General features: G+C 60.0%; 21 protein-coding genes and 1 pseudogene. 11 read left to right on the forward strand and 11 right to left on the reverse strand.

Annotated elements, in window-relative coordinates; translation table 11 throughout:
* Positions 1–95: 95 nt before the first annotated feature.
* Positions 96–1568: an exopolysaccharide biosynthesis polyprenyl glycosylphosphotransferase gene (locus AOQ71_RS15820; RefSeq protein WP_083514260.1), complete on the forward strand. Its 1473-nt coding sequence runs from the start codon at positions 96–98 to the stop codon at positions 1566–1568.
* Positions 1569–1623: 55 nt separating this feature from the next.
* Here the strand turns inward: AOQ71_RS15820 and AOQ71_RS15825 are convergent, their stop codons facing one another.
* On the reverse strand, positions 1624–1992 hold the full coding sequence (locus tag AOQ71_RS15825) for an H-NS histone family protein (RefSeq protein ID WP_057747606.1): 369 nt from the start codon (positions 1990–1992) through the stop codon (positions 1624–1626).
* A gap of 715 nt (positions 1993–2707) precedes the next feature.
* On the opposite strand from AOQ71_RS15825, the gene AOQ71_RS15830 reads away from it, so the two are divergent.
* A complete protein-coding gene (locus tag AOQ71_RS15830; protein ID WP_057747607.1) occupies positions 2708–3085 on the forward strand; it encodes an H-NS histone family protein in 378 nt (125 codons plus the stop codon).
* Positions 3086–3225: 140 nt separating this feature from the next.
* Here the strand turns inward: AOQ71_RS15830 and AOQ71_RS15835 are convergent, their stop codons facing one another.
* A complete protein-coding gene (locus AOQ71_RS15835; protein ID WP_057747608.1) occupies positions 3226–3480 on the reverse strand; it encodes a hypothetical protein in 255 nt (84 codons plus the stop codon).
* A 459-nt stretch (positions 3481–3939) separates the two neighbouring features.
* On the opposite strand from AOQ71_RS15835, the gene AOQ71_RS45105 reads away from it, so the two are divergent.
* Together AOQ71_RS45105 and AOQ71_RS49710 are read left to right on the forward strand one after the other, a co-directional pair.
* A complete protein-coding gene (locus AOQ71_RS45105; RefSeq protein WP_245316911.1) occupies positions 3940–4047 on the forward strand; it encodes a hypothetical protein in 108 nt (35 codons plus the stop codon).
* A gap of 454 nt (positions 4048–4501) precedes the next feature.
* Positions 4502–4633, forward strand: coding sequence for a YbaK/EbsC family protein (locus AOQ71_RS49710; RefSeq protein ID WP_283809596.1), 132 nt, complete (start codon positions 4502–4504; stop codon positions 4631–4633).
* A gap of 275 nt (positions 4634–4908) precedes the next feature.
* Here the strand turns inward: AOQ71_RS49710 and AOQ71_RS43255 are convergent, their stop codons facing one another.
* Both AOQ71_RS43255 and AOQ71_RS15840 read right to left on the reverse strand, forming a co-directional pair.
* A complete protein-coding gene (locus AOQ71_RS43255) occupies positions 4909–5103 on the reverse strand; it encodes a transcriptional regulator domain-containing protein (protein ID WP_083514239.1) in 195 nt (64 codons plus the stop codon).
* A gap of 165 nt (positions 5104–5268) precedes the next feature.
* The gene (locus AOQ71_RS15840; RefSeq protein WP_057747609.1) at positions 5269–5541 is read right to left on the reverse strand and encodes a hypothetical protein; all 273 of its coding nucleotides are present in this window, start codon (positions 5539–5541) and stop codon (positions 5269–5271) included.
* 140 nt (positions 5542–5681) lie between these two features.
* On the opposite strand from AOQ71_RS15840, the gene AOQ71_RS43260 reads away from it, so the two are divergent.
* Entirely contained in the window at positions 5682–5930 is a 249-nt protein-coding gene (locus AOQ71_RS43260) for a helix-turn-helix domain-containing protein (protein WP_083514240.1), read from the forward strand.
* Between the two features lie 103 nt (positions 5931–6033).
* Here AOQ71_RS43260 and AOQ71_RS43265 read toward each other — a convergent pair.
* Positions 6034–6210: pseudogene (locus tag AOQ71_RS43265) on the reverse strand (DUF736 domain-containing protein); the annotation flags it as partial.
* 544 nt (positions 6211–6754) lie between these two features.
* Between AOQ71_RS43265 and rnhB the strand changes: the two are divergent.
* The gene (gene rnhB / locus AOQ71_RS15850) at positions 6755–7579 is read left to right on the forward strand and encodes a ribonuclease HII (RefSeq protein WP_057747611.1); all 825 of its coding nucleotides are present in this window, start codon (positions 6755–6757) and stop codon (positions 7577–7579) included.
* A 28-nt stretch (positions 7580–7607) separates the two neighbouring features.
* On the opposite strand, the gene ligD (AOQ71_RS15855) is transcribed toward rnhB, so the two are convergent.
* The 3 genes from ligD (AOQ71_RS15855) to AOQ71_RS15865 are packed head-to-tail and all read right to left on the reverse strand — an operon-like array spanning position 7608 to position 10809.
* Positions 7608–8555 carry a non-homologous end-joining DNA ligase gene (ligD, locus tag AOQ71_RS15855; protein ID WP_057747612.1) on the reverse strand — a complete coding sequence of 316 codons (948 nt, stop codon included), beginning with the start codon at positions 8553–8555 and terminating at the stop codon, positions 7608–7610.
* Positions 8556–8566: 11 nt separating this feature from the next.
* Positions 8567–9091: an MOSC domain-containing protein gene (locus tag AOQ71_RS15860; RefSeq protein ID WP_057747613.1), complete on the reverse strand. Its 525-nt coding sequence runs from the start codon at positions 9089–9091 to the stop codon at positions 8567–8569.
* Between the two features lie 38 nt (positions 9092–9129).
* Positions 9130–10809: a DNA polymerase/3'-5' exonuclease PolX gene (locus tag AOQ71_RS15865; protein WP_057747614.1), complete on the reverse strand. Its 1680-nt coding sequence runs from the start codon at positions 10807–10809 to the stop codon at positions 9130–9132.
* Positions 10810–11345: 536 nt separating this feature from the next.
* On the opposite strand from AOQ71_RS15865, the gene ligD (AOQ71_RS15875) reads away from it, so the two are divergent.
* Both ligD (AOQ71_RS15875) and AOQ71_RS15880 read left to right on the forward strand, forming a co-directional pair.
* Complete coding sequence (gene ligD / locus AOQ71_RS15875) at positions 11346–12236, forward strand: non-homologous end-joining DNA ligase (RefSeq protein WP_083514261.1); 891 nt, start codon at positions 11346–11348, stop codon at positions 12234–12236.
* 148 nt (positions 12237–12384) lie between these two features.
* Complete coding sequence (locus AOQ71_RS15880) at positions 12385–12576, forward strand: hypothetical protein (protein WP_057747617.1); 192 nt, start codon at positions 12385–12387, stop codon at positions 12574–12576.
* 153 nt (positions 12577–12729) lie between these two features.
* On the opposite strand, the gene AOQ71_RS15885 is transcribed toward AOQ71_RS15880, so the two are convergent.
* On the reverse strand, positions 12730–13314 hold the full coding sequence (locus AOQ71_RS15885; RefSeq protein ID WP_057747618.1) for a TetR/AcrR family transcriptional regulator: 585 nt from the start codon (positions 13312–13314) through the stop codon (positions 12730–12732).
* A gap of 28 nt (positions 13315–13342) precedes the next feature.
* Positions 13343–14794, reverse strand: coding sequence for an amidase family protein (locus AOQ71_RS15890; protein ID WP_057747619.1), 1452 nt, complete (start codon positions 14792–14794; stop codon positions 13343–13345).
* Between the two features lie 450 nt (positions 14795–15244).
* Between AOQ71_RS15890 and AOQ71_RS15895 the strand changes: the two genes are divergently transcribed.
* On the forward strand, positions 15245–15430 hold the full coding sequence (locus AOQ71_RS15895; protein WP_028133503.1) for a DUF3606 domain-containing protein: 186 nt from the start codon (positions 15245–15247) through the stop codon (positions 15428–15430).
* A gap of 6 nt (positions 15431–15436) precedes the next feature.
* On the opposite strand, the gene AOQ71_RS15900 is transcribed toward AOQ71_RS15895, so the two are convergent.
* Positions 15437–16357: a 3'-5' exonuclease gene (locus AOQ71_RS15900; protein ID WP_057748039.1), complete on the reverse strand. Its 921-nt coding sequence runs from the start codon at positions 16355–16357 to the stop codon at positions 15437–15439.
* Between the two features lie 196 nt (positions 16358–16553).
* On the opposite strand from AOQ71_RS15900, the gene ku reads away from it, so the two are divergent.
* Both ku and AOQ71_RS15910 read left to right on the forward strand, forming a co-directional pair.
* The gene (gene ku, locus AOQ71_RS15905; protein WP_057747620.1) at positions 16554–17480 is read left to right on the forward strand and encodes a non-homologous end joining protein Ku; all 927 of its coding nucleotides are present in this window, start codon (positions 16554–16556) and stop codon (positions 17478–17480) included.
* A gap of 39 nt (positions 17481–17519) precedes the next feature.
* Positions 17520–18248 (forward strand): DUF72 domain-containing protein, encoded by a 729-nt coding sequence (locus tag AOQ71_RS15910; RefSeq protein ID WP_057747621.1) that lies wholly within the window; start codon positions 17520–17522, stop codon positions 18246–18248.
* Positions 18249–18352: the final 104 nt, after the last annotated feature.

Raw genomic sequence — 18352 nt, forward strand, 5'->3', positions numbered from 1 at the left:
CGGGGATGATTCTTGATTTTTGACTTGAACAAATTAAATCAATTGGTTAATATACATTTAAATTTTTCGGCATTTAAAATCTTGTGTTCCTGGTGATGAACTTCGTCAACCGGCATATTGCGGAACAAGACTGCGAGGCGGCCGGGACGCGCTTGCCGTCCTCGCTATCTTCCGGGCGAAAGTGGCCGATCCGGTACGATTCCATCGAACTTGCGGTCGTCGCTGCCGACCTCATGGCTATTTTGATCGCGAGCCTTTTGTCCTCGCTGGTCAGTGACATCCGCACCGGCTGGACCATGACTGAAGTGGGGCAGAGCGTTGCACACGCGCTGCTTGCGGCGAGCTTTTTCGGTTCCGTATCAAAATTGAAGGGCCTTTATGCGCCCCCCGAATTGCTTGTGCTGGGCACGCAGATTCGAGGTGTTTGTCTAGCCTGGAGCTGGTTGGTTCTGTTGGCGTTGGCGGTGGATGCCTTGAGCATCTCTCCGCAATTCTCCCGGGGCGCTGGGCCATTCTTCGCTGTGTTCGGTCTCGCTTGCCTGATTGCCGAGCGATGCCTGTTCAGGGCCCTTCTACTTAAAGGCCTGAGTGGCCGAAAGTTCGCCGGGACAACCATCGTTCTCATTACGGATCAACCGCTGTCCGAATATGCTGGGCTGTCACAGAGTCTTGCAATACTCGGCTTTAGCGTAGCTGGCCGATTCACCCTACCTCCGATCGGCTCCAGTGCCGCTTCTCGAAAGCGACTGAGTGCGCGAGTGATTGAGCACATTCGCGGTTCGACGATCGATGAAATCGTCCTGGAGGCAAATCCCGACCGGTGGCCTGAGTGGCGCACGCTTTTGGCCGACCTGAAAGTTCTGCCAATTCCGATTTTTTTTGTGCCGGTCGGCGCGACTTCAGATTTGCTCCGTCATCCTACGCGGCGCATCGGTGGTGCCGTCTGCATAGAACTCCAGCATGGCCCCTTGTCGTTTGTGGCAAACGCAACAAAGCGCGCTATCGACCTATTCGGCGCCGGACTTTCCTTGATTATTCTGGCTCCTTTCCTGGCCTTGGTTGCGCTTGCAATTAAGGTTGATTCTTCCGGGCCCGTTCTATTCAAGCAACGGCGCTGCGGTTTTAACGGCCACCACTTCTTGATCCGCAAGTTCCGTACCATGCATGTGATGGAGGACGGGCCTACTGTAGTTCAAGCGATCCCCGCAGATCACCGCGTCACACGCGTTGGAAAATGGCTGCGCCGCACCAGCCTGGACGAGTTGCCGCAGTTGCTTAACGTGCTCGATGGGAGCATGTCGCTCGTTGGCCCGCGCCCTCACGCCTTGGCGCACGACGGGCAGTTCAATAAACTCTTGCGGAATTATGCTTTCCGGCGCCGCGTCAAGCCCGGCTTGACCGGCTGGGCACAAATACACGGGTGCCGCGGTCCCACGCCTAATTCAGCCGCAATCGAACGACGCGTTGAATATGACCTGTGGTACATCGACAACTGGAGCTTGCAACTCGACCTGGCAATCTTGTTGCGGACGCCGCTTGAGGTGTTCAGAGGACGCAATGCCCTCTAGCCAACATTATCCACGGACCACGTCAGTACCGCAGAGCCCGCGCGCCGACCGGGACCTAAGCTCGCTGGCGGGCTTTCCCGCCGGCGTCGCTGATCTGGAACTCTTCGATCTTGCGTCCGGATTTCATTGCAGCCACCAACCAGCGCGGCCGCTTGCCACGACCGGACCAAGTTTCGGACGTTTGAGGATTCCGATATTTTGGAAGTACCCGAGGATACCTGCGTCGCGGCTTGTCGTCCGGAACTCTTTCAAAAGAACTCGGGTCCCGCGGCCCTCGGGCTTCTCCATTAAGCACGGCCAAACGCTTTTCCAGCTCCTGCTTTTCGGCCTTGATCCGGGCTGACAAAATGCCACTGATCTCTTCGTGGAGCACCCAAAGATCATCAAGGGACATGATCTCTAATTCAAGCTTCTTCGGGGACATGTCACCACCCTATAGTTGTACCTCATTTATATCCCCAGAGAGGACATTAATCAAGCGACAGACAAGCGTTATCCAAAGCGAAATATGGAACCAAAAGAAATGCCCAAGTGAAATACCGGCCGCCCGACCATTAATCAAGGGCAAAAAAATGCCGAGGCCTGCACATTAATAGCCAAAGACACACATGTCACGTGCACCCGTTGGCCCAAAGTCACCGTCCGAATGGAACGCCTAGATCCGCGGGCCGGCGAGTTGCGGAGGCCAGCCAGCCGAAGGCCTTCGCCGTACTCGACTGCGGCGCCGGGCCGTTGTCCGTGGCGCTTGCTGGGGCGCGCAGCCTCTACAGGACCGCAGCCGTGATCGAATGACTGCCATATCCCTCAGGGCCTGGAGCCGCAATTGGATTTGCAGCTCCAGTAACTCGATGTCCCTGCAACGCGCCGGAGGCATGATCAACTCGGCCATGCAGGCTTTCAATTGCGAAAGGGGGAGATCGACCACTCTGATTTTTGCGCTGTGCAACACGGCAAACCTCGCACGGCCATTATCTAAAAAATATTTATCGCATATTCTCTTAAATCAATTATATTTAAATCTATTCAGGACGTCAATTTGAAATGGGATTTCCTTGCTTGCCTACTTTCCATCGGAGCTCGATTTCATGCCGACATCGGCACGATGAAGTTGGAGGCAGCAGAACATCGATAAGGGCAGGATGCGCAAGGAAGATCTTGAGGCAATGGACTTCGAGGAACTCTGGCTCCTTCACGAGGAGCTAACGAAGGTCCTTGCCGAAAAGATTACAGCGGAGAAACAGGAACTCGAAAAGCGCCTTTCGCAGCTCTATCGTCTAGACCAAGCAACTCCGGACGAGCGAACTCTCGAACCGAGTGCACCAGTTCGACGCAAATATCCAAAGGTCATACCTAAATACTACAACCCGCTTAGACCTTCCGAGACTTGGTCCGGGCGCGGAAAACAACCGCGATGGCTGGTTGCGGCGCTGCAATCGGGACATGTGCTCGAGGAATTCAAAATTCCGGAAAAAACAGAGGCTTCCGATACGAGCACGAACGAGCAGGAGCATTCGTGAAGTGCGCGCTTAGTTGCCCGAGCGTCACTCGCGTTCGGGTTTAACGGCGCAGCCGCGCGCAGCGCTCAATCCAAAATCGAGTTTGCGTCGAGCGATAAAGATCCTGATAAAGATCCTTGGGCACTCCTAGAGCACAGCACTCACGCCGCCGCTGCTAGGCTGCCATTTGACTGACTCGGAGCGTTCGTGAGCTGGTGGAGATCCACCAACCGAGTGGCCTCGAATGCCTCTCGTGATAAAATTCGGTGGGCATCCAGCAGATATCGATAGGCTTCGCGGCCGGCACTCCGTTCGGTCAAGACGCGCTCCATCTCGCCGATGCTCCTCAGCTTCCGCTGCATTTCAGCCATATCATTGTGAATCGAAGAGGGCGCCAGCTCCCAATTTTCGGACATTTCTTCCTCCGCCGGATCGAATTAATATTAAAATCTTACCTCAATTAACTCGCGGAACTCCACGAATAAATTTCGTTCACAAATTGTTTCTGTTTTATTCACCGTCGGCAGCGCTTTGAAGATTCTCGAATTTCCTTAATCCGACGAGAAAAATCTTCTCCGTTGGTTCCGCGGCCTCGGGTTCGCCCACAGGTCTGCCCTTCGGTAGTGAGCCCACGCACCTCGGCTGCGGATCTACGGGATGGGACCAAAGTCAGCGCTCGCGTGTAGATTGATCGAAATCACGAGCAAGAGATTCTGCACGAGCGTGCAGGCTTCATCGGCCCGGCCGTGATCCGGCATCTTTGGCGAACAACCGGCGCCCGCATAGGACCTCCCGTCTTCCCATGGTGACGAACTGCTTCAACGATTACGGGCCCTGTCGCTTTCCGAAAAGCTCATTCCTCACATGATCGTTTCATTCCTCACATGATCGTTCGCGGATTGGCGGGCGAATCGCTGCTGGTCTACGGCGATGGCGGCAATATCTGCGACTACCTCTATGTCGCCGAGCACGCAATGCGCTGACCTTGATACTTTGAGCACAACAATGTCTGCGATACCGACAACATCGGCGCGCGCTGCGAGCGGGGATAGTGGAGCGCAACTGCGGTCTGCTCAGTGAATTGCCGCCTGAGGCACTCCGCACGGCGATCCCATCAGCTTTCGTGTCCGACCGCCTTGGCTACGACCTGCATGAATAGGTCTCGGCTGACGCAACCTCCGTGATTATACGGAGCGAGATGCGTCAACTTCCTCCTGGTAAGGTTGAGCAGTTAGCTTAATCCGCGGTGTTTGTTGCGAAGTTTTGTCAATACCCTATCCACTTCTCGCACCGGGCTCCCCCAAGCCCGGCCCCACCCAAGCAAAGCCGTCGAGCGAACATGGGTCCGCTTGGCGGCTTTGTCGTTGTGTCTATGCGAAGAGGAACGTTTCGGTTATGGCGCGGAAGCCCTGGTCGTTCAAAGAGGATCGCCGGCTCATGGAGCTGGCCAAGTCTTCCACGTCGGTGGAAGAAGCAGCAAAGCAACTCGGGCGATCGCCTGACGCGATCAAGCGCATGGCGATGCGGCTTGGTCTGTCGTTGAAGTCGAAGACGGGCAAGAAGAGCTAGCCCGCGACGCAGCCTGTCAGGATGGCATCGTTTTGCCGTCTGGCGCCCAGCCGCAGCGCAAAGCACTAAAGGGGCAGAAGCCCTCTTGCGGATGCCTGCGCCAGCACGCCCGGATGCGTCAGCTCGCGGCGCGGCGCACCTAGCTAATTCTAAGGTCAAGTAGTGGCTGAGACGCCGACCCGAGATCGGCCGCCGCGGCAACCGTGACCGGAACGACAGCGGTTAGAACCTCAGGCGCCCAAAAGATTGTCTGCTCGGCGAAGGACCTCTGCGGGTCATGGGCGAAAGCAGATACCCCATCTCCTCCTGAATTCTGGTGTCACTTCGCCATCGGGACTGTTTGCCATCATAGCCTCAAAGTCGCGTCGATAGTCCGCATTGCGACGAAGACATTCCCAGGCGATGTCGGTGATTTCGGCGTCTTGTAGGTTCTTGTAGGTTTCCGGCGACCGCCAGTCGAACTCAGGCATTACGTCCCTCCCATTGTATGCAGCTAACAAGGATGGCGGCGCAATAGTTATGAACGAAACGGTTGTAGGAAGTCCCTAGTTTGGCACCACGTGGTGCACAGGAATGACCACCGATCAGCAAAAGAAAATAGTTCTTGCTGTTAGCCGCCGGCCGACGATTCTCTTCTATTTCGAGCTGGTGGCGCGTAAGAGGCGACCTTGCTCAGTCACCCATTTGGCGCGCGCGAGATGACTCTGAAATGCGCTTCGCGCACGGTCAGGCTCCCGCACCGGATCGATATGCAGCACCAGTCGAGCGACTTCCATCCAGTCTGCCCCTTGGCTTTCGGCCTGCAGAAGGCGCATGTAGGTCACGACATGCTGCTCATCGTAGCCAGTGAGAATTTGATCTGCAGGCGCAGCGTCGGCGACGTCTGGGTCGAGCGGCGGCTTCCTCATAAGACTCCACGCCTTAGTTTAGACAATTTCTAACACGCGGGCAGGAAGGAGCAGCAAAATAGTCGCGGGAGCCATCCCGATCGCGTTTTGTAGAGAATACTCCGTGGTGAAATACTCTTCAAGGACATGCCCTCTCGCGTATGGATATACGCGAGATACTTGCAATTAATTTGCGGAAGCTCCGGCAGGCCCGTGGCTTGTCACAGGAGGAATTGGCTCATCGTGCTGAAATCGACCGCACTTACATCAGCGCACTCGAGCGAAGCGTTTATGCGGCAGGTATCGACGTTGTCGATCGGCTGGCGCGCAGCCTTGGTGTCGAGGCCGCCGACCTGCTCATTCGCCCGTCCGCAAGCGCCAAGAAAAGGACTCGGGGACAGGCCGAATAATTGAATGTCGAGCCGCTCGATCCGAAAGACCTTATCGCTCACTCATGCCCGGAAGAATGAGAAGCCCCGCCCAGCGGACCAGACGGGGCTTGGTGGGGCACTCTTACTCGCCGGTCTTGCGCGGCCGCGACCACAGGAGGGTGTAACCCTCGCCGCCTTCGTCATCGAACAGGTTCGCGTAGATCGGAGCGTTGAAGGAAGGATCGTCGAGCTTGAGCGAGAGGTAGTCGCGGCCCCCCTCGGAACGCTTCGACCAGGCTGCGCCGACGATTGCCTCCCCAGCCCTAAGCGTTCCGCCGTTACCTTGTTTGCGGCCATGCCAGACCGATCTACCGAGCGCTTTTCGATTCGGCTATCAGGCCGCCGAGTCGTGCACCGGGCTTACATGAGAGGTAAGGGCTGACGCCAGCGGCGCTCGCCCGAATACAGGGAACTCCTCGGATCGAGCAAACGTTGAAGGCGATCGCCACATTGGGCCGCCCGTGGCAAGAGATCTATTGCCAATTTTTGCCGTCCCGGACCGTCGATTGCCTCCCCAGCCCCAAGCGTACCGCCGTTACCTTGTTTGCGGCCATGCCAGCCCGATCTACCGAGCGCTTTTCGATTCGGCCATCGAAGGGCCGAGTTGCGCACTGGGCTCTTACAGCGCCGAGTTCGTTACGCTCTGAGGTCGGTGGCAGCGCAAATTATCCGAACCTCGGATGAGAGCCGGCCCGGTTCCATTCAACAAGGTGCTGCGCAGCGGATGAGGCATGGCTTAACTTCAGACAATCGCCACAAAGTTCACCGACACGCTCCCACAGTCAGTCTCCACCAAGGCGGCGATGTCCCAGTACTCACTCGATGTGTTGCGTCAACGCTATGTCGTCGAGAAAAGACCGCTCGAGGCCAGCGTGGAGCAGATCTTGCGCGCCGACAGCCGCGCTGGAGCGCGTGCCATCCTGGCCGCAATCGATAAACGCCGCTTTGAAAATCGGTCCGAAGGGCAGCGCCTCCGCAAGATGCTCCGCTTCGAGACCGCTCTCTGGGAAAGCGGTCATTATGCCGTGGCAGGCGTGGACGAGGCGGGAATGAGCCCTCTCGCCGGGCCAGTCTCCGCGGGCGCCGTGATCTTGAAACCCGGGACGCGGATCGTCGGGATCGACGACTCGAAAAAACTCGACGCCGCGGCTCGCGAAGAGCTCGCCAAGGAGATCAAGGAAAAGGCGGAGAGTTGGTGTGTGGCGTTCGTCGAGGTCGAGGAGATCGACGCGATCAACATCCATTGGGCAGGCATCCAGGCTATGCAGCGCGCGGTCCGGGGCCTAGGGATGACGCCGCATCATTTGCTGATCGATGCGAAGCGGTTGAAGGAAATCGACACCCCTCAGCAGGCGATCATCAAGGGTGATGCCAAGTCCGCCAGCATCGCCGCCGCCTCCATCCTCGCGAAAGTCGAGCGCGATGCCGTGATGCGGGCGCTCGACGTGCGACACCCCGGCTACGGCTTCGCGGATCACAAGGGCTACCCGGTGCCGGCTCATTACGAAGCTCTCGCCAGGCTTGGCGCATGCGCCGCTCATCGGCGGTCATTCGGGCCTGTACGCAAAGCTCTCGGGTTGCCGCCCCTCCCGCCGTGGCCTTCGGCAGCCGAGCGCGCCGCTGGTTGACCGGGTCGAACGTCTCTTCACGTCGGCTCTATTTGCGCGACCAACTCTTTTCGCGAACGACGTCCTTGGCCTTCTTGTCGGACCGCAGGCCAAGATAGACCGGCTGGCGCAGCTCGCCCTTGCTCGTCCACTCCGCAAACTTCACTTCCGCGACCAACGAAGGACGCACCCACGTCGTGACCCGCTCATCCTTCACCTTGGCAGGAAACGGCGATCTGGCGGTTTTGAGCCTCACCAGCTTGCCGTGAAGCTCTTCCAGAACCTGGTGGCTGAAACCGGTGCCGACATGGCCGATGTACCGCCATGAATCGTCCTCGCGTACCGCCAGAACGAGGGCGCCGAAGAAAGGCCGGGTTCGCCTCGGCGCGGTGAAGCCGGCAATCACGACCTCCTGCCGCTGCGCGGTCTTCACCTTCAGCCAGTCGGCGGTCCGGCGTCCGGACGCGTAGGGGCTGTCGGCGCGCTTGGCCATGATACCTTCGAGATGCCTCCGCTCGGCTTCTGCGAAGAACTTCGTTCCTTTTCCTTTGCGGTGGTTGCTGAAGGCGATGAGCTTGTGGCGTGGAAGGATGGCCTTTAGCCGCTTCTTGCGCTCGAGGAGCGGCAGCGCACGCAGGTCCTCGCCGTCCGCGAACATGAGATCGAACGCGCAGTACAAGAGCTTGGCCTCATGGCGCAGGGCGTTCTGGAGCAATTGGAAATGGGATACGCCGTCCTTCCCGATCGCGACGAGCTCGCCATCGATCAAAGCATCAGCTTTCACGCCCTCAAGTGCTTTCGCGACCTCGACATAGGAGTGGCTGATGATTTTACCGTTGCGGCTGTAGAGGGCGACCCGACCACCCCGGATTTCCGCAACCATTCGAAAACCATCGAACTTGTCCTCGAAGACCCAATCGGGATCGTCGAACGGTGAATCGGTCAGTGTGGCCAGCATGGGCTGCAGGCGAAGAGGCAAGGTCGATTTTCGGGCCATGGCAGGGCTCTCTATAGGGCCGGCAAAGGCCGAAACGAGGAGGATGGAAGGCGAACCCGCGCGCTGTCGCCGGCCAAAACCGGTCCCCCGGCCCGGACCACGCCCAGCACTCCAGATTTGAAGGCGGGGCCTGTTTCCGCCGACGAGAGCACCTGCCGCTTGAGGCCTGCTCGGAAGCGATCGATAAGGACGCAGGGCGTCCGGAGGCCCGTCAGCTCGACGACCGCGGACGGCCCGAGCTCGATCAGGGTCCCGAGTGGCATCCATTCGAGGTCCAATCCGGCGGTGGTGACGTTCTCGCCGAGGTCGCCCGCGCCAACCTCGAAGCCAGCTTCGAGGAGAAACAGGAAGAGTTCGGACGGGATCAGGTGGACCTGCCGGAGATTGGGCAGGCGGGGCCGACGGCTCGCCAAATAACGGTGCCGGACGAACGGACCGGCGTGGGCGTCACCTTCGACGCCGTGATCTTTCACCAGGATGATGCGGGCCTGGGTCGGTTTGCTGAAGCGGTGGCCGCGATCGGCGGCGACCGCCAAAACCTTCCCTTCGAGCGAGAGATCGTGCGCCTACGGCATCAGGCGGCGCGGGCGAACGAGCGCCGCTTGTGGCGGAAATAGCGCGTGATCTCGGGAAGCTTCATTGCGTTCAGGACCCGATCGGCAGGGACGCCGCCCTTCCGGGCCATCTGAACGCCCCAGTGCATGTGGTCGAGCTCGGCAATCGAGTGCGCGTCGGGATTGATGCTCAGCATGCAGCCGAACTCGAGAGCAGCCTGGTGCCAGCGCCAGTCCAGGTCAAGCCGCCATGGATGAGCATTGATCTCGACCACCACGTCGTGCTTCGCACAAGCCCGCAGCACCTTCTCGACGTCGATTTCGTAGCCGGGCCGCCGCTGCAACTGCCTGCCGGTCATATGGCCAATAATGGTGGTGTGAGGATTGGAAACGGCCCGAAGCAGGCGCTGCGTCTGCGCCTTACGGTCCAGCTTGAAGCGCCCGTGGATGCTGGCGACGACGAAGTCGAAGCGCTCCAGAACGTCGTCGTCATAGTCGAGCGACCCGTCCGCCAGGATGTCGGATTCAATCCCTTTGAGGATCCGGAAGTCCTTGCCGAAGCGCTTGTTCAGTCGATCCGCTTCCCGGTGCTGCTGCGTGATCTCCTCGACGGAGAGACCTCCGGCATAGTGGGCAGACTTGGAATGGTCCGCCACGCCGAAATACTCAAAGCCCCGCTGGCGCGTGGCCTTAGCCATGGTCTCCAGTGTCTCGGTGCCGTCAGAGGCATCCGTGTGGCAGTGAAGGATCCCGCGCAGGTCCTGGCCGGTGACGAGCTTCGGGAGCTTGCCTTTCAGAGCCGCCTCGATCTCGCCGCGCCCCTCCCGGAGTTCAGGGTCGATGAAGGGCAGACCGAGGGCGCGGTAGATTTCAGCCTCCTCGCCGGCGATCAGCATGCGGCCCTTGTGCAAGCCATCGGGCTCCAATCGCATCCTCTTTTCCGCCGCCAAAGCCTGGAGTTGTTCGATATGAGTGGCGGAGCCTGTCGCGAAGAGGAGAGCAGCGCCGAAGTGCTTGCGGTCAGATACTCGGATTTGCAGCCCGTCGGCCGGTGGCGTCGATGTCTTGACCTGCTTGGCAGCCTCCGCAACGATCGCGAGATCGCCAACGAGTTCGCAGCCGCGGCGGAAGTCGCCGGCGATCGTCACACGCTTGAGTTCGGGGCGGGACTTGCGGATCGAGTCCTTCGCATGCGTGAGCAGCGCGGCAGCGCGGTGCAGGTGGAGGCGGCCTTCTCCGCTTTTGACGATCGCGAGGTTCTGCAGGATCTTGGTCTGCAGCGCGGCGCCGAGTCCTTTCGCCTTCTTGATGCGGTCATCCTTGGCGGCGGCCTCCAACTCCGAGAGCGAGCCGATGCCGAGATCTTTGTACAGGCGCAGTACCTTCTCCGGACGAAGGCCGGGTATAGCGAGCATCTCGAGCACGCCCGCGGGAATCTCCTTCCGCAACTTTTCGAGGCTGGGATGACTGCCCGTCTTGTGAACCTTGGTGATGACGTCGGCAATAGCATCGCCGACTCCTGGGATCTCGGTAAGTCGATCTTCGGCGACGAGCACGTCCAGAGGAACGGCTAGAACCGCCAAGCTGTCGGCGGCCCGAGAGTAGGCTTTCGCCCGGTAGGGATTGCCGCCTCGCAAGGCGGTGCGCTGCGCGTACTCTCGCAGAACACTTGCCACACCGCGCCCGTCGAGCGAAGGCATTCAGCCAGCCTCCCTATGCGAGCTTTGCGGCGCCGCCGGAGCAGGGCGACGGCCGGAGCGGTCACTTGGCTGGCGATCGAGAGAGGCCTCGAGCTTCTGAGCTGCGCGAAAGTCCTCAAGGTGCTGGACATTGGGGCCGTAGGCAGCCTCCTTCTTGAGGAGATTGTAGATTCGGCCGGCCACCAGTTGCAGATGCTTCATCTTGCCCCGCGGCATAGATCTCGCTTTGCAGAGAGCTCGGACGGCGTAGGCGCGGAAGTAATTGAATGCGTCTGACATGATGTCAGTAAACGCCGGCTCTCGCCGGGAGTTCGATGGGTTTGGCGAAGACTGGATCGCCCGTCGCGGTTTGGCGCAAATGCGGGATGAGTGCAATCACTAGAACTCCTCGCCGCCTTCGAAGTTGCGAGACTCGTTGATTAAGGTAGGTAGACTGCCCGCCGTCGGCCCCAACCCGGCGGCGGCTTTTTTGTGAGTTGACTAGCGTGGCAAAGCGTACGAAGGCGCCTCGGGCCGAAAAGACCGAAGGCCCAACAATGCCGGGGTTCATCGAACCCCAGTTGGCGACCCTGAAGATGAAGGCTCCTTCGGGATCTCTATGGATTCACGAAATCAAATACGATGGCTACCGCATCCAGCTCCGGATCGACGGTGACGACCGGCGGGCCTACACCCGCAACGGTTACAACTGGGTCAACAAGTTCTCAAGGATTGCGGCTGCCTTCGATATCGAAGGACAGGCCATTGTCGACGGCGAGGTTGTCGTCATCCATGATGGACGCACGAACTTCTCCGAGTTGCAGGCAGACCTCGGCAGAGGCGATCAGGATCGACTGGTCTACTTCGCTTTCGATCTGCTCTGGCTGGATGGCCGAGATCTGCGGAAAGAGCCGCAAATCGAGCGGAAGAGGCTGCTCAAGAATCTGATCGAGGAGCACGACCTCAAGGAGCCCGTCCTCTATAGCGAGCACCACGAAGGGGACGGCCAGGCACTCTTCGCCGCAGCCAGCAGGCTGGATTACGAAGGCATCGTCTCCAAGCGGGTGGCTGCACCATACCGATCGGATCGAGTGGAGGCTTGGCAGAAGATCAAGGTCGTTCAGAAGGGCAAGTTTCCCGTGGTCGGTTTCATCAAGGACCCATCCGGCGTGGCCGCGCTCTATTTGGGCAAAAAGGAAGGCAAGGATCTGGTCTACATGGGAAAGGTCGGGACCGGATGGAGCCGGACCACCTCGGCGCAGATCCGCAAGGCGCTCGATACCGTCGTAAGCCCGAAGCAGAAGTTGACCAAGACCATCAGGAAACCGAAGGCGACGTGGGTCGAACCCAAGTTCTATGCCGACATCGAGTACCGTGACATCACCTCCGAAGGTCTACTGCGGGCCAGCTCGTTCAAGGGGCTGAGCAAAGGAACGCGCCGATCATAGCCGCGTTTTCCTGCGGAGTATGTGGAGTACCGGTCATGGATCCGGAACAGCGAGTTGCGAAGGCCTTGGAAGAGGCACAAGGCATTTTGGCCCGGCATGTCGAGCCGGCCCCAGAGATTGCGAGCAAACCATAGACAAGCTGCTGGATGTGCTCGACGACGAAGCCGTCGTGCAAGCGCTCAAGGATTCGAAGATGGAAAAGCCCACAACGGAACAACTCGACGAGCTCAAGAGGCTCAGTGCAATTGCGCGTGTGCCGGACGAATCGGAGATCGTCACTTCCAAGGAAGAAGCCGATATCCGGATCCGCGACCTGAAGGACAAGGCTCGGATGGAATGATGCCTGAGAAGCCGATGAAAGGCGGGGAGCGTGAACGCTCAGAGGATGACTCCGGCGCGAAGAGCTCGGTCCCCGCGGAGTGCACGGGCGACGAAAATCCGGCGAAGATGCACGCCGCGGCGCGGCACCAGCGCAAGTAGCACGCCAAGGTGCTCAATCTTCGGGATATGGAGCTCGCGCGAGGTGCAGCGCGGCGTCGATGCCGCCTTCCAGAATCTGCTCGGCATACGCAGCATCTGGTACAGCGCGTGCGAGCTGGAGGGTTCCGACCATAAGCCCGAAGACGGCCGTTGCGCGGCGGTGGCTGTTCTCTGTGTCCGTTATCGGAAGCAGCGCGGCCAGCGCCGAGACGTAGCTCCGCAGTCCCTTCTCATAGGCCTTTCGAGTACGCAGCGGTTGACGGGCGATTTCCGGAAGCAAGGCCGCTGAGGGGCACCCTTCCGCCGGATTTCCGAGGTGGAAGCGCTTGAGGTAGGCTCGGATCAAAGCTTCAAGGTCCCCGCCCTGCTGGTCCCCGCCGAGACGATCCTGCTGGTCGGCGAGTGCACTCGCCATCGCTTCACGGACGAGCGCCTCCTTGGACTCGAAATGGGGAGAGAAGGCCCCTTTGGTCAGACCGGCCTCGCTCATGATCCCGCCGATGCTGGCGGCAGCGACACCGTCTCGGCGAATGCATTTAGAGGCTATATCGACAATGTGCCGTCGGGTTGCTGCCTTGTGGCCTTTCTCGAAACGCATGGATGTTCCCGCTCTTCGCCCCTACGCGCTAGGCTTCCCAAAGGACTTCGACTCGGCTCGCGAGATTCAAGAGTGCACGGTCGCCTCCTAAGGGGGCATCCAACTCAAGGCCGATCGGCAGCCCACTGCTGGACAAGCCAACAGGAAGGCTAATACCGGGCAGCCCGACGCTGCTGGCCGACACAGTGTGGTTCGCTAAAGCCAGGTAGCTGACTTCCTGTCCCGCAATATGGACTGTCGCCTGGTTCTGGATCAAAGGTGCCGGGCACGGCGTCGTCGGCTGCAGGATCGCCTGCGCCCCCTGTTCGACGAACGCCCTTTGGAGGCGGCGCCGGATTTCCGGACGGCTCGCGTTGAGCGCGGTCTGGTAGGCTTCTGCCGATGTAGCACCCGCACCGCCAGGCAATACTATTTGCCCCCATGCTTGGTGAAGCTGAGGCTTTAGACCCTTGTAGATCTCCTCGAATGTGGTCGGAAGGTCGTGCTGACGCAGGAATTCCGAAATGGCTCCCATCGTCTCGTAAGCGAAGATCCCCCATGTCGCGGTTTGGACGAGGACATTGAAATCGTCGCCCAGATCGACCTCGACGACTTCGGCGCCGGCGTCCTGCAGCCGCCGAACCACCTCGCGGAAGCGAGCCTCGACTTCCACGTCAACGAGATCGAGAAACTGACGCGGTGCGAAAGCCAGCCGGGCTCCCTTCAGGTCATAGCCGCCATTGGAGAGCTCCGCGGCCGACTCCTTGGTCACAACCTGATCGATGAGAGCGCAGTCCTCGACGCTACGCGCGAACACGCCCGTGGTGTCGAGCGTGTGGGAAATTGGCGCGACTCCGCCGCGCGGCCATCGCCCGGTCGTCGGCTTGAACCCCACCACGCCGCAGAATGATGCGGGCACCCGAATTGACCCGACCGTATCGCCCCCGAGGGATGCGGGTACAATGTTGGCGGCGACGGAGGAGGCGGAGCCGCTGGACGATCCACCCGACACGCGATCGCGGGCATGCGGATTCTTCACTTGGCCAAAGCGCGCGTTGTGGCCGGTGAGGCCATAGGACATCTCAACCAGGTTGTTCTTGCCGAACACAAGGGCGCCGCCGTCCTTGATGGCGAGAACGGCGTCCGCATCTTCGTAAGGCAAGAAGTTCGCGAGCCCTTCCAGACCAAGAGTTGTTGGAAGCCCTTTCGTTAAATAGCTGTCCTTTATGCCGATGGGCACGCCAAGTAGCGGGGCTGTTGTCCCCGCGGCACGCGCCTTATCTGCTTCCCTGGCGGACGCGAGCAAGGTGGGCTCATCGATGGTGATGAAGGCATTTAAGTCGGCAACGACCTGGGCGCGCTGCAAAAGTGCCGCGGTGTAGGCCTCCGACGTGATGTCGCCGTTTCGGATAGCCGCAGCCGCCGCCGCAAGCCCGAGTTGAGCCAGGTCACTGATTTCGCCGAGTGTGGGTCGGACTAAAGCGGCAGTGGTGCGGGCCATGGAAACCTCGAGAAGAGCCGAAGAAGGTATCCGTCGCGGAGGGGCGACAGGATGTGATTACGATCATAATATTAAATTACGATCGTACTTCAATAGGGGCCTGGACACATGACCGTGAGGGACAGCCGTTCTTCGCGCGCCTACGGATGATCTCCGATCCGGATCTCAGCCTTTCTAAGAACCGCGCCATCTGCTTCATGGGCGTCGGATGCATCGGCCTCGCGCCATGCTGGTCGCCGCGAGCGCCCGACGGGCCGAAGGTGACCGACGCCTTGACGAGTTTCTAGAGGCGCTGCGCACCGGCTGGCGAGCCGATGCAACTGCGCTCGAATCCGCCGCATCCGGGGCCGTGCCAACACGCGGGCTCAAGCGAGGACGATAGAATTCGTTTCCGGAACCCGCGAATCCTTGCGGCGTTGCATCGCCATCAGTTCGCAAGAGGAGCAGCCGATGGCCGCAGCGAAGAAGAAGACCGCGCGTGGACGCAAGCAGGACCGGGCACGCGTCGCCAAGGGACAGGACTACGAAGTCCGCTACGAAGCGAAGAAGACCGGCCGCTCCGCATCGGCCGTGAAGAAGGCCGTCAAAAAGGTCGGCAACAGCCGCAAGCGCGTCGAGAAGCGTCTCGGCCGCTAGGCCACCTTAAATCCGGCCGGAAAACCTTGTGAATGTGGTCAGCCTCTGCACGGTTGGCTCGACGTCCTGCATGTAGATCTCGGCCCGCAAGAACGCGATCTCGTCGTCGAGCGCGGTCTCGTCGACGTCCCTGAACCAGGACTTCAGCCTGCCATCGCTGCCGTCGTTCCAACGATAGCCCCTACGTTTCAACGAGTCCTTGAGCTCGAAAGCGGTCTGCTCCGCCCAGACTCGCATTGTCGGCTTACGGGCGGTCTCCAGCAGGAGCGCCAGTGCGGAAGAGCCCATCGTCGGCAATTCAAAAGCGAGAACCTCCAGCAAAGCGTGGCAATCGTCGACTGCCCGGTGCGCGTGGTGGAAGTAGCCGGCGCCGTTCAGCAGATAGCCGAGCTGCGCGCCAGCGAAGCCGTGCCTGCGCCAGTCGATCTCGCTCATGCTGCAGCCCCAAGCCTTGTGCTCGAACACGGGCCAGTATCGTTCGGCGAATTTTCTGTCGAAGGCGCTGTTGTGCGCGATCGTAATGACTGCACTTTCGACGAAGGCTGTGACGGCGGCATCGTCGAATTTGTGTCCCGCGACCATTTCGCTTGTGATGCCGGTGAGGGCCGTCACTTCCGCGGAGATCGGCGCCCTCGGTTCGTTGAACGCGGAGAACGTGTCTCTGACGCCAAGTATCCGCCCGTCGGCCGCGTAGTCAAATTTGACCATCCCGAGCTCGATGATCTCGTCCTTGGCGCAATCGAGGCCCGTGGTCTCGGTATCGAGAAGAATGCCCGTCCGGACCTCCTGCCCGGCCGCCGGGGTGTAAGGAGACCGGGGGATCAGGCGTCGAAGGACCCTGTAATCGGCCGACTGAGCCAACGCGTCGGCCATTGCGGCCAGGTCCGCCGGGTCCAGAGTATGCCCGTCTCCAAGGGGCTGTGTCATCGCGTTCATAGATCCACAATACCGGCCAAAAGGTCCACGAGGTACCTGGAAAACAAGTGATTCACGACGTTTTCGGACGTGTCCGGGGTGCTGTAGGCAGATGACCAATTTTCCTGTCAGCGGGCCGCGACGATGTCGGAACCGGCAGGCTCCGTTCGTCTTGAATCCAGCACCGTCCTCCCGGAGTACCGCGTTCATGGCCCCACGCGCCAACTGGAAAGGCTTCCTGCGTCTGTCACTGGTGACCTGTCCGGTCGCACTCTATCCGGCCACCTCTGAGTCGGAGAAGATCAGCTTCAACCAGCTCAACCGGCAGACGGGCCATCGCATCAAATACCTGAAGGTCGACGCCGACACCGGCGACGAGGTGCCCAACGAAGACATCGTCAAAGGCTACGAATTCGACAAGGGCCAATACATCGAGGTGACGAAGGAGGATCTCGAAGAGGTCGCGCTGGACTCGACCCGGACCATCGAGATCGACGAGTTCGTCGACAAGACCGACATCGACCCGCGCTACCTGATCCGCCCCTATTATCTGCGTCCGGACGGCAAGGCCGGCCACGACGCCTTCGCAGTGATCCGAGAGACCATCCGCGAGATGGACAAGGTCGCGATCGGCCGCGTCGTGCTGACCAACCGCGAGCACATCATCGCGCTGGAGCCGCTGGACAAGGGCCTGATGGGGACGCTGCTGCGCTACCCCTACGAAGTCCGCGACCCCAAGGAATATTTCGACGAGATCCAGGAGGTGAGGGTCACCAAAGATATGCTCGATTTGGCCCGTCACATCGTCGACCAGAAAGCCGGTTCGTTCGAGCCCGATAAGTTCGAGGACCAGTATGAGAAGGCCCTCGTCGATCTCATCAATCAGAAGCGGGCCGGCAAGGTCATCCGTCCGACGGAGCGGCCGAAGGGCGAGAACGTGGTCGATCTGATGGACGCGCTGCGCAAGAGCGTGGGTCGGGAAGCCGCGCCGGCGAAAGAGGCAAAGCCCGCTAAGAAGCCGAAGAAGGCCTCAGCCAGTCAAAAGGAAATGCTCATGCCGGTAACCGGGAAGAAGTCGGCCAAGGAGGCCGCCACGAAGAAACCGACGGCGGGGGCGCGGCGGAAGTCGGCTTGATGTTGTGAAAGGCTCAGGTGACGGTAATTATGGACCGACATGGAAGAGGACGCGCACGTCAAGGCTGAGCTGCGGCTCGGCACAGCGGGATGGAATGTTCCGCAAATCTGCAAGGAAAGGGTTGGCGGGGCAGGCAGTCACCTCGAACGATACGCGCGGGTACTGAACGCCACCGAGATCAACTCGTCATTTCATAGACCACACCGGCGTTTGACCTATCAGAAGTGGGCGGACGTGACACCGGATGATTTCCGCTTTTCGGTGAAGGTGCCGAAGTCAGTCACTCATTCCTCGCAGCTTGCGCTGAGTGAACTCGACCGGTTCATCGAAGAGAGCGCCGGACTTGGCACGAAGCTAGGGGTTTTGCTCGTTCAGTTTGCCCCGCGCAGAGCTTTTGTTGAGTCCGATGCTGAAGTGCTATTCAGCGCATTGCGGGATAGAAGCTCAGCCGCTCTCGTTTGCGAGCCACGTCATGCCAGTTGGTTCACGTCCGAAGTCGGTGCTTGGCTCAACGAGCGCCGGATTTGCCGCGTCGCTGCGGATCCGGCGCGGGCGCCCCATGCCGACCTGCCGGGCGGGTGGCTGGGCCTGCGCTACTTCCGACTGCATGGAGCTCCGCGCCTTTACTACTCCGCTTACGACGGGGCATTTCTTCGAACGCTGAAGACGCGGCTGAATTTTGCGTCATCGTCGGATGAGACCTGGTGCATCTTGGACAACACCGCCGCTGGAGCCGCCCTCGAGAACGCACTCGACTTACTGGCTTGACGGGCCTTAGTCGGCTGATCTGGATGGACCGCCCGGCGGACGAGGTGGGCAGGGAACGCCAACTTTCGCCTAGGCGGGCCACCTTTTCTTCGTAAAAGCAAGCG

Origin of the sequence: Bradyrhizobium manausense, assembly GCF_001440035.1 — a bacterium.
Taxonomy (GTDB): domain Bacteria; phylum Pseudomonadota; class Alphaproteobacteria; order Rhizobiales; family Xanthobacteraceae; genus Bradyrhizobium; species Bradyrhizobium manausense.